General features: G+C 67.2%; 9 protein-coding genes and 2 pseudogenes. All 11 read right to left on the bottom strand.

What is annotated here, in order from left to right:
- Nucleotides 1-185: 185 nt before the first annotated feature.
- Nucleotides 186-866: an IS630 family transposase gene (locus I003_RS0128085; RefSeq protein ID WP_486584432.1), complete on the bottom strand. Its 681-nt coding sequence runs from the start codon at nt 864-866 to the stop codon at nt 186-188.
- Complete coding sequence (gene ltrA / locus I003_RS33530; protein WP_486584431.1) at nt 845-2062, bottom strand: group II intron reverse transcriptase/maturase; 1218 nt, start codon at nt 2060-2062, stop codon at nt 845-847. The genes I003_RS0128085 and ltrA overlap by 22 nt, the downstream gene beginning before the upstream one ends.
- A gap of 20 nt (nt 2063-2082) precedes the next feature.
- Entirely contained in the window at nt 2083-2235 is a 153-nt protein-coding gene (locus I003_RS37120) for a hypothetical protein (protein WP_486584430.1), read from the bottom strand.
- A gap of 677 nt (nt 2236-2912) precedes the next feature.
- Nucleotides 2913-3422, bottom strand: a pseudogene (locus I003_RS33525) (winged helix-turn-helix domain-containing protein); the annotation flags it as partial.
- A 61-nt stretch (nt 3423-3483) separates the two neighbouring features.
- The gene (locus tag I003_RS0128070) at nt 3484-3999 is read right to left on the bottom strand and encodes an ATP-binding protein (protein ID WP_037721966.1); all 516 of its coding nucleotides are present in this window, start codon (nt 3997-3999) and stop codon (nt 3484-3486) included.
- Between the two features lie 358 nt (nt 4000-4357).
- Nucleotides 4358-5288, bottom strand: a pseudogene (locus I003_RS35290) (site-specific integrase).
- 352 nt (nt 5289-5640) lie between these two features.
- Nucleotides 5641-5928 (bottom strand): ScoMcrA-related endonuclease, encoded by a 288-nt coding sequence (locus I003_RS0128060; protein WP_027774527.1) that lies wholly within the window; start codon nt 5926-5928, stop codon nt 5641-5643.
- A gap of 403 nt (nt 5929-6331) precedes the next feature.
- Nucleotides 6332-7168 carry an urease accessory protein UreD gene (locus I003_RS0128055; RefSeq protein WP_051368567.1) on the bottom strand — a complete coding sequence of 279 codons (837 nt, stop codon included), beginning with the start codon at nt 7166-7168 and terminating at the stop codon, nt 6332-6334.
- A gap of 98 nt (nt 7169-7266) precedes the next feature.
- Entirely contained in the window at nt 7267-7950 is a 684-nt protein-coding gene (ureG, locus tag I003_RS0128050) for an urease accessory protein UreG (RefSeq protein ID WP_051368564.1), read from the bottom strand.
- A gap of 17 nt (nt 7951-7967) precedes the next feature.
- Nucleotides 7968-8708 carry an urease accessory UreF family protein gene (locus I003_RS0128045; protein ID WP_051368562.1) on the bottom strand — a complete coding sequence of 247 codons (741 nt, stop codon included), beginning with the start codon at nt 8706-8708 and terminating at the stop codon, nt 7968-7970.
- Nucleotides 8708-10314: urease subunit alpha (gene ureC, locus I003_RS0128040; protein ID WP_027774523.1), on the bottom strand; the 1607-nt coding region annotated here is incomplete at its 5' end. The genes ureC and I003_RS0128045, both read right to left, overlap by 1 nt.

Below are 10314 nucleotides of genomic sequence, written 5' to 3'. Positions count from 1 at the left end.
TTCGCCAGGAAGCAATAGCCGACCAAGCCCCGCGACCACCAGCCCTGCCCCAACCTCACCAGGAAACGGACATCAGATCACGAACCGCCCTCTTACAGCGAAGGTTGAGCGTTACCACCGAAGGTTGGTGACCGATTGGCGGGCCGACCGGGTTACTGAGGTTGAACTCGTGATGTCGTCTGTGGTCAGGGGTTGATGGTCAGGCCGGTTTCGGCGAGGCAGCCGTCTATGAGGTCGCTGCGGTACTGGATGTGCCGTAAGCCGCGGCGGATGCGCTGGACGAGGTGTTCGGGGGTGCTGAAGGCGACGTTGGAGAGCCAGCCGCGTCGCAGGAGGGACCAGATTCCTTCGACGGGGTTGAGGTCGGGTGCGTAGGGCGGCAGGTAGTAGATGGTCAGCCAGTCCCGGGCCTCGGCGAACTTCCGCAGGTCGGCGGCCTTATGGACGTTGAGGTTGTCCCAGATGAGCACGATCGGGCCGCCGAGCTGCTGGTGGGCGGCGATCAGCAGGTCGCGGTAGTCGCGCCAGGAGAAGCTCCTGCGTCCGTCGCGTCGGCCGTCGTCCCGGCGGGGCCGGTAGATCAGCCGGGACCGGTGGCCGGGTTTGTAGCAGGTCAGCGCGGCGATCGATACTCGTCTGCGGGAACGGCCGCGGACCCGCACCACCGGCGTCCGGCCGCGCTGGGACCAGGTCTTCGCCTGCGGCGGCGTCATGGAGAATCCGGCTTCGTCGCTGAGTAGGCCCGGGGCGCGGTGCCGGGATTGCTCCCGGTCCGTTTCCCCGGACCTCTCGCCGAACCCGCCGTGCGCCTCTCGACGCAACGGGCTCTCCACGGTCTCTGCCGTCAGGTGGTCTCGCAGGTCCATGGGGTGGGGATCGTGTTGCCGCGGTAGCGATACCGGGTGACCGGGATCGCGCTGATCCTCCGCAGCGTGATCTCATCCGCCGTGATAGGCAGCCACCGCCCGGAAGCGGTGGTGAAGCGGCGGCGGAAGTCCTTCCAGCTCCAGTGGTGACGGACCAGCAGTAGCCGGACGAGTCGCCACCAGACGATGTCGTCGAGTCTGCTGAAGACGTGCTTCGCCACCGCGTGTCTGAAGTAGAGGGCCCATCCCTGCATGGCACTGTTGAGGTTCATCAGCACCACGACCAGGTCCTGTTGTGACGTTCTGTGGGTCAGGGAACGGATCTTCGCCTTGATCGACCGCAGTGGCCGGTCGGCGATGAAGGTGTAGACGTACCACCTGTCCGTCCCGTGCTTGCGGCGCCACTGGATGTGGAACCCCAGGAAGTCGACCCCGTCGCTCAGGTGCACGACCTGGGTCTTGGCTGGTGACAGCCGCAGCCCTATCGGCGTGAGCACCCGGGCGATTTCCTCGCGCAGTGCCTCGGTGTCCTGTCTGGTCCCGTGGACCAGGACGACGAAGTCGTCCGCGTAGCGCACCAGGCGCCATGACGGCAGGCCCTGGGCCCGGCGTTTCTCACGTTTGCGGCTGGTGGACAACTCGCCGCCGCTCTCCCACGCCTGGTGCAGGTGCTCATCGAGCACCGTCAAGGCGATGTTGGCCAGCAGTGGCGAGAGGATGCCCCCTTGCGGCGTTCCGGTGTAGGTGTCCTGATACTCGCCGAGCTCGTCCAGCAGCCCGGCCTTCAAGAACGCCTTCACCAGTGCCAGCACCCGCTTGTCCTTGACCCGTATCCGGATGCGATCCATCAGCGCAGCGTGATCGATTTCGTCGAAGCACGCTGCGATGTCCGCGTCCAGCACCCAGCGGTAGCCGCAGGTGCCATAGAAGTGGATCTCGGCAATCGCGTCCTGCGCACGCCGCTTGGGCCGAAACCCGTAGGAGACCGGCTTGAAGTCGGCCTCGAAGATCGGTTCCAGCACCAGCTTCAACGCGGCCTGGACGACCCGGTCCGCCACGGTGGGGATGCCCAGCCTGCGGACCTTCCCCGAACCGCCCGGCTTGGGAATCTGCTTCTCCCGAACCGGCAACGGCCGAAACGCGCCCGCCTTGAGCCGAGCGCGCACATCGTCCAGCAACCCGGGGACGCCGATCACCGTCTCGACGTCGGCGGCCGTCAGGCGTCCACGCCCGCCGTGTTGGCACCCCGGTTGCCCGCGACCCGCTCGAACGCCACGAGCAGCGTCGCCGGGTCGTGCACGAGGTTGAACAGATCGTCGAATCGGCGGCCCGGATCGGCCCCCGCCCAACGGTGAAGCTTGACCTGCATCTCCGATACCCGCTGACGCGGCCCCATCGGGACCGTCGCCGGCAGAGCTCCGCCATTCGGCGGGGCGTCTTTGGGCATTGCAGCATCCATCCCTTCTTGATACCGCTGCCGCCCTTCCCCATGCACCGGGCTCTCCCCGGCTCGGAGTACTACGGCGGCTCCGCCCCACCCGGCCCATTCAGTGGTCGATGCGCCTATCCCGTCCGACGAACTGGCCGTCTGCCGCCGGGAGTTGTGACCGGGTGGTTCCCGTGTTCACTGCGTTTCGCTCGACGAAGTAGGAGCCCGACTGTGTCCCTGCGGCATCGCCACGAGTACGCCGTAGTCCTTCCTCGTGGCCTCCCGACCGGCTTCGAAAGACCAGCCCAGGAGTTCCCCACCACCACAATGGCGACGGGTGTGCACCGCTTCCGGCCCAGATCCACCAGGTTCGAGCCGGTGTCGTCGTTAAGAGACGTAAAGACGCCGGTTCCTCGCGTACTCCTCTCCGTCCCGCTCGCCGGACCCGCACCATCTGGCAGTACTGACACGTCCCGGCTTTGTCAGGGCCGCTCCCGCCCTCCCCGGCACCACCCGGATCAGGCTGCCCCCAGCTCCACCCCTCTGCTACGACAGAACGGCGGCGAAGGTCTCACACCTCCACACGAAACACAACGCCTCACGGCGCAACTCGAAGACGAGCCAGGCTCCACGGGCCGCCGCGAGTCTTCCGCGCACGGCCACACCTCCTTGACCCACCCAGCCACCGCCGCGTCATCCCGCTCCATCGCGCGCCGGGCCGGGATCTGGCAGGACCAGCCGTTGCGGACCAGGAGCTTGCGCACGCCCTGGATCGTGTAGGTCAGGTGAAAACGCCGGCCGATCAGCGTCTTGACCCGCGCCAGCGTCCACCGCTGATCCTCCCAGCCATGCGCGGCCGGCCCCCTGGCCAGCTCCGCCTCCAGCTGGGCGAACTGCTCCTCACTCAGCCTCGGCAGCGACGCCGGCCCCTGCGACCGCAGGGCACGCGGGCCGCCCTCGTCCCACGTCCGCCGCCACCGCTGCACCGACCGGACACTGACCCGCAGGTCCTTGGCGATCACCGAGCTCGCCTCGCCCCGGGCGAACCGCTCCGCTGCCTGAAGCCGTAACCCCTCGCGGAGCTGCTGGCGTTCGGCGGTGAGCCCGCCCCCTTGTGGATACCGCATGCCCCGGTGATACCGCAGCAGGCGACGAGCCGTCAGCCCCTACGACACCACGAGTTCAACCTCAGTAGCTGTCGGTGCACGAGGGCCATGTGTCTGCCGCCCACTCCAGCCAGCTCCGCCAGCCCGCTGGTGGGGTGGGAGTCTCGCCGCCGTCGAGTTCGGCAGCGTCAGGCACCTGGAACTGCTCCCGCCACGCATCCACGTCGGCCTCGCTCATCGGGAACGTCTGATGCGGTGTTGTTTCCTGGCGGTGCGCGATGCGGGCGAGCTGGACGTCCTTGTCCACGGGCAGGTAGACCACCTGGCATGATGCCCCGACCGACCGGGCAAGCCAGCGTAGTGCCGACCGTTCATCGCGGCTCCAGAGCCCGAAGTCGAGTACGACGCTGGTCCCCAGCCGCAGCGCCTGTAGGGCGACCGAGATGAGCCGCCCTTCGAGCACCCAGCGCTTGCCGTCGGCCATCGAATCGCCGAACAGTGGGATCATCCAGTGATCTGGGGTCAGCCGCAGCGCCCGGTGGGTCGCGGCGAGCTCTTTGGCGCGGGTGGTTTTCCCAGCACCGGGGAGCCCGACCATCAGGAGCAGGATGGCGGCACGCGGGTGCTGCGTAGCGCTGGGTCCGGCTGCATGCGGATGCTGTGAATCGAAACGCTGCGACTGAGACATGACTTCCCTGATCAGGCAGGACGACCCGGCGTCACAGGATATGAGTGACTGCCGACAGAACACTGATCCGGCGGTACGTCCTGACACTGCCCCATGCGGGGGCAGGCAATGGCCGCGGTTACAGGAACCGCGATACCGCCGCTAAGCGGCGGTTGTAGTCATGGGAGCGCAGCAGCACATGCCTTGATCATAGCGGACCGACTGTGCCCCGGGCGGCGATACGCGTCTGGCCGTGGTGTGGTTCCACGGCAGGGCATGACAGCCGAGGTCAGCGGCGCGCGTCGCCGGGGGCGAGCAGCTGGTCAACTGCGAGATCGCCTTGGGGGACGGCTTGACTTAGCGGCGGACGTTCTCCGGCTCTTTTGTGCCGGGACTTCGCCATCAGCATCAGCAGCGACGCGCCCTGCTCGCCGAGGCGGGCGAGGGCGGAATGGCGGTACTCGTGCAGATCCCACCCGGTGCCCGTCCCGCGCATCGCGGTGTGCTCATCCAGCAGCGCGCGGGCCTGCCCGTACCACAGCCTGGCCAGGCCGGTGTCCGGGCACACGTCGCGCGGGCTGACGACCTTCCCCGGGCCGGGGCGTCGGTGGGTGACGAACACCGGCCCGCGGGTGCGGCCTTTCAGCAGGCGGGGCAGGAGCCGGGAGTGCCGGCGTCCCAGTACACGGTCTCCAGCACGTAGTCCTTGCGCGCCTGGCCCCGGCGGCGGGCCTTGCCCCGGGCGCCCTTGGCCTTCAGGCCCGGTGGTCTCGTAGAGCATCCGCCACAACGTCTTCTCCCGCAGGTGTACCTCGCGCCGGGCGATGAGCCGGTCCACGGCCATCTTCGAGCGGGCCGGGGTCTCGGAATCCCGCACCGCCAGCCGCTTCGTCCAGGCCGGGACCGTCGGGCCGTCGTAGCCGTCTCCTCGCACCAGCCCAGCCACGACAGCACCGCCGCCCGGCGGGCGTTCCAGGTGTTGACCGCCGCGGTGCCCCACAGCAGTTCCAGGGCCTTGCCGATCTCGTCGTCCGCGACCGACCCCAGCGGGCGGCCTCCCCGATCCGCTCGGCAGTCTTGCCGACGCCGGTCGCGTAGCTGCGGACCGTGTTCGGGTTGCGGAGCGAGTCGAGGAAGGCGTCGGCCGCCGCACGGACGGTCAATGCCTTCCCGGTCGGCAGTTGCACGACGGTGGGTACCGCTTCCCCCTTGCCGCAGATAACAGGGCCGCTTCACGCATGGCCCGGGGAACGTCACCGCAGGTGACGAACCAAGCTCCCGCAGATAAATGGGGCGTTATCCGTGGAACGACTTCAGACGGGGTCTGTCGCCGACGATCCGTCAGCCGGCCCACCAGTATCAACCCCCGTATCCCAGGCGGTCAGGAACGCGGCCGTGACCGCTTTCGACGTGGGGCCGAGCAGCCGCACGCAGACTCCGCAGTCGTGGGGGAACTCGCTGGTGCCGGGGAGGACGTTGGGACAGGTGGTCAGCGCCCGTCGGCTCCTGGTATTCCGGCCGTCAGGCGAACCAACCGGCGACGATCCACGGAATTCGATGCGACCTCGTCATTCAGATTCCGTCTTTGGCCTCGACGTCGAATCCCATCTTTTCCAGGACCCGGACTGCGCCGGACTTTCCACCCTCGAAGTCGGACGGGCTCAGCCGCTCTCCCGTGGCGAACTCATAAGCAGTGCCCAGAATGGCCTTGTGGGGGTAGCGCCTGCCCTGCCTGACCAGTTCGTAACTCCTGGACGGACCGAAACCGTGCGCAGTAAAGAACGCGTCGGGCCCCAGGCGGTCATACTCTTCCACCGCCCGTACCACGTCGTCATCCGAAACACTGCTCCAAGCCACCATGGGATCAAACTCCCTTCTCACTCCGGAAGGACGGTTGCCGAGACCGCGGTGACCCGGCCCGTTCGGCTCGAACGCGAGTCCTTATAAGACTACGCTCCACAGTCCTGACACGCATCTTGGGCGAACCCTCCTCGGCCGGGCTCCCGGCCCAGCCTTCTGGAAGCCGAGGGTGCGGGTGAGCGGTCTCAACAACTACTACAACTGCGCCAAGGCCCATGGCAATTCATTCAGCATATGGGTCATGTCCATATTTCCGCTCATTCTCCCCAGGTCGGTCTGCGACTGAACCCGACACCTCGGGCGTATCGCGTTCAGGTGTATTGCTGAACTTCAGCAGGGAGCGGGGACAGGGGAGGGGTGCAGCTGGGTCTCGCCGATGTCGGGACGCGATGACGATGCAACGTTACCCTTTGCGCAGGTGGGGGGCCGAGGCGCCGAGCAGTGACGTGCGGGCACGGTTCCAAGCGGTGTGCATCGCACTCTGGATCGCTGTGGACGTGTGCCCCAGCACGCGCACGGCGACTCCGCATCTGGCGGGAAGTTCGGTCACGCCGGCAAGCACGTCCGGTACTTCGGCGAGCGCCTCACGCAGCGACGCGACGAGGTCGCGCGGTGGCATCCGTGAGGAGACCACATACAGAGTGCCCATGACATCGTATTCGCCCAGCAGCCCCGGCGACCTCGGGTCGTCGGGGCCGCCGGGGAGCAGTCGCAGGGTGTCGGTGAACAGCAGAGTCCCGTCCAGCGACCGGACCTCGGTCTCCATCCAGCACAGGTCGTAGGCGTGGGCCTCGTCGTGGGCGACCCTGCCCGGAAGTAGGACCTCGCCCATGATCACCGTCGTGTCCGGTGCCGTCGTCAGACACGTCCGCTGGAACAGTCGCGATGTGCGGAACGGCACGATGGGATCGGGCAGGTACTCCAGCAGGGCACCTTCGCCGACTTGGAGGTTGACCAACTGCGTCGCGAAGTTGTCCCGTGCTCCGAAGATCTTGGTTGCGGCCTGGGTCGTGATGTGCGCCGCGGAACCGGGGGCGCAGTCGATGTCCACTCGGTACCGGTCGCCCTGGACGAGTCCGTCGCCTTGCTGCTGGAGGAAGATGAACGCCATGTCGGGCCGGGCCGGGTCGAGGTAGATCGGCCGGAAGATGTGCAGAGGTGCGCGCTGGTACTGCCGTACCACCTTGGTGCTTCCCGCGCGGGGGGCCAGTTCCAGATCCAGGACACCCGTCTTCCCCACGGCTCCCACCCTGAGGCCGTTTCGGATGTTCCCGCCGAACGCGAGAAGTTCTTTTGGCAGGCCGTCGGGTGTGCACCAGGCCAGGTCGTCCCGTCGGGTCATCCCGGACTGCCGGTGGGTTCGAGCCGGCCGACCACGTCGTCGATGCGGTTGTGGATCTCGGCCAGCCCTTCGCCGGTGAAGCAGTTGGCGAAGACGAAGGGGCGCCCCTCGCGCACGGCCCGGGAGTCCCGGTCCATGACCGACAGATCGGAGCGAACGAGCTCTGCCAGATCGATCTTGTTGATGACGAGCAGGTCGGAGTGTGTCACTCCCGGGCCGCGTTTGCGGGGGATCTTGTCGCCCTGTGCGACGTCGATCACGAAGATGAAGTAGTCGGCGAGGGCAGCGCTGAACGTCAGCGTCAGGTTGTCGCCGCCCGACTCGACAAGCACGACGTCCGCGTCTGGGAAGCGCTGCGTCAGTTCGGTGACGGCGTCGAGATTCATGCTCGGGTCGTCTCGTACCGCTGTGTGCGGGCAGGAGCCGGTCTCGACACCCACCACTCGCTCAGGTGCGAGCACGCCGGCCAGAGTCTGCCGTACGTGCTTGGCGTCTTCGCTGGTGAAGATGTCGTTGGTGACGACCAGGGGGTTGTGCCCGGCGTCGATGAGCAGCGGGACAAGCGCCTCGATCAGAGCTGTCTTGCCGGAACCGACCGGGCCTCCGATGCCGATCCTGGCGATGCCCGGTGCCCGCACGAGGGCGAAGCGGGACGCGGGGCCGTGGTCGTGCGAGTCCATTGTGGATGTCTCCTTTCTCAGCTGGCGAACAGCCGAAGTTCCGTTTCCTCGTGGCGCATCGCCATGACGTCCAGCAGGGGAGTGCAACTGAGGATGTCCGCCACGTCCTTGTCCACGGCGGACGACGCCGCCTCGGCCATGACGGGTCGCACGTGGTGCAGCACCACCTGAGCAGTACTGTGGTCCGTCACCGCGAGCCGCACGGCGGCCGCGACCCAGCTGGCCGAGAAGGCGAACAGTTCTCCTGCTACGGCTTCGAGACGGGGCACCCCGCGACAGGCGCTGACGACGCCGAGGACCACCGCGTGATTGCCCGGTGCCCGTCCCTCGGTGACCTCTCGCGCGTAGTCCTGCACGGCACTGTCACCGAACACCGATGTCGCGACGCGTAGCAGTGCTCGCCCCGTGCGCGCGGAGGTCACCCTGCTTTCTCGTGAAACCTTGACCGCGGTCAACCGCTCGTCGACGTGGACGACCGACTCCAGGTCGACCTGGTCCGCCGTGGCCGTCGCCCGATGCGCACACGCCAGTCCCACGCCGTCGGACGGCCCGACCGCGAACCGGAGGTGATCACTTAGCAGTGCCGACAGCACTGCGGGGTCACTGGGGGTAGTCAGGCGGCCGGTCTGGGCCAGCGTCTCCAGTCCGTAGGACAGGGTGTAGCGCCCGCTCGGAAAAGCCGAGTCGCTCAACTGAAGGACGGACAAGAACGCGCTCAGCGACCGCCTGTCGGAGTCGTGCGGCTCGTAACCCGGCATCAAACGATGTAGTACAGCTGAGACATCGACACCTCTTCGGAGGCAGGCACGACAGCCGGCTGTCCGTCCACCTTGACCTGGTACGTTTCTGTGTCGACAGAGATGTCAGGAGTCAGGTTGTTCCGGACCATCTGGGCCTTCCCGACCGTTCGGCAACCGCGAACCGCCTCTGTCCACCGGTCGAGGCCGAGCCGCTCCATGACCCGGCCCTCCACAGCCGCCTGCGAGACGAAGGTCACCGACGTACGGCCCGCCGCCTTGCCCAACGCGCCGAACATCGGCTGCAGCACAACGGGTTCCGGGGTCGGGATGGACGCGTTCGCGTCGCCCATCACCGACCACGCGATCACTCCACCCTTGATCACGCACTTGGGCTTCACACCGAACATATTGGTCGGCCACAACACGATGTCCGCCAGCTTCCCCGGCTCCAGCGAGCCGACGACGTGGCCGATGCCATGGGTCAGGGCCGGGTTGATGGTCAGCTTTGCCAGGTACCGGAGAATGCGCTGATTGTCGTCGCCTTCTGTCTCCCCAGGCAGACTCCCGGTCACCTTCTTCATCTTGTCCGCGGTGCGCCAGCAGGTCGTGACGGTCTCCCCGACGCGACCCATGGCCTGCGCGTCCGACGAATACATGCTCAGTACACCCATATCGTGCAGAACGTCCTCGGCCGCCTCGGTCTCGGCCCGGATACGGGACTGCGCGAACGCCACATCCTCCGGGTTATCCGGGTTCAGGTGGTGCGTCACGATCGTCATGTAGAACAGGTTGTCCGTGGTGTCGGTCGTGTACGGACGCGTCGGATTGGTCGAGGAGGGCAGCACGTTCGGGAGCGAGGCGATGGCCATCATGTCCGGGGCATGGCCGCCCCCCGCCCCCTCGGTGTGGTAGCTGTGGATCGTGCGCCCGTCGATCGCGTCGAGGGTGTCCGCCAGATACCCGCCCTCGTTGAGCGTGTCGGCGTGGAGTGCCACCTGTACGTCGTACTCGTCGGCGACCGAGAGGGCGCAGTCGAGGGCCGCGGGTGTGGCTCCCCAGTCCTCGTGAATTTTCAACCCGCAGGCGCCGGCTTCCACCTGCTCGCGCAAACTCTCCGGCCTGCTGCTGTTGCCCTTCCCCATCAGGCCGACGTTCACGGGCAGCGTGGTGGTGGCTTCCAGCATCCGTGCCATGTTCCACGGCCCGGGCGTGCACGTCGTCCCCTTGGACCCGTCGGCGGGGCCGGTGCCACCGCCGAGCAGGGTGGTCACCCCGCTGGAGAGGGCATGGGGGACCTGGGCGGGGGTCAGGAAGTGAACATGCGAGTCGATGGCGCCGGCGGTCGCCACAAGACCCTCACCGGATACCACCTCGGTGCCGGCACCGATGACCAGGTTTGGGGACACACCGTCCTGCACATAGGGGTTCCCTGCCTGGCCCACCCCCACGATCCGCCCGTCCTTCACTCCGATGTCGGCCTTGATGATTCCCAGCACGGCATCCATCACGATGACCGAGGTGATCACCAGATCGAGCGCGCCGTCGGCGTTGCGCAGTCCGGGTGCCTGCCCCATACCGTCGCGTATCGTTTTGCCGCCACCGTAGATCGCCTCCTCGCCCGGGG

It is taken from the genome of Streptomyces sp. CNQ329 (assembly GCF_000482585.1).
Note: the sequence above shows the minus strand (reverse complement) of the source record. Positions and strands in the feature narration are given on the sequence as shown.

What these genes read in the sequence shown, in the direction of transcription:
- I003_RS0128060 (WP_027774527.1), bottom strand. Translation starts at nt 5,928, where the DNA reads ATGGTGGCTTGGAGCAGTGTTTCGGATGACGACGTGGTACGGGCGGTG.
- I003_RS37120 (WP_486584430.1), bottom strand. Translation starts at nt 2,235, where the DNA reads ATGCAGGTCAAGCTTCACCGTTGGGCGGGGGCCGATCCGGGCCGCCGA.
- ureG (WP_051368564.1), bottom strand. Translation starts at nt 7,950, where the DNA reads ATGGACTCGCACGACCACGGCCCCGCGTCCCGCTTCGCCCTCGTGCGG.
- I003_RS0128070 (WP_037721966.1), bottom strand. Translation starts at nt 3,999, where the DNA reads ATGGTCGGGCTCCCCGGTGCTGGGAAAACCACCCGCGCCAAAGAGCTC.
- I003_RS0128045 (WP_051368562.1), bottom strand. Translation starts at nt 8,708, where the DNA reads ATGCCGGGTTACGAGCCGCACGACTCCGACAGGCGGTCGCTGAGCGCG.
- I003_RS0128085 (WP_486584432.1), bottom strand. Translation starts at nt 866, where the DNA reads ATGGACCTGCGAGACCACCTGACGGCAGAGACCGTGGAGAGCCCGTTG.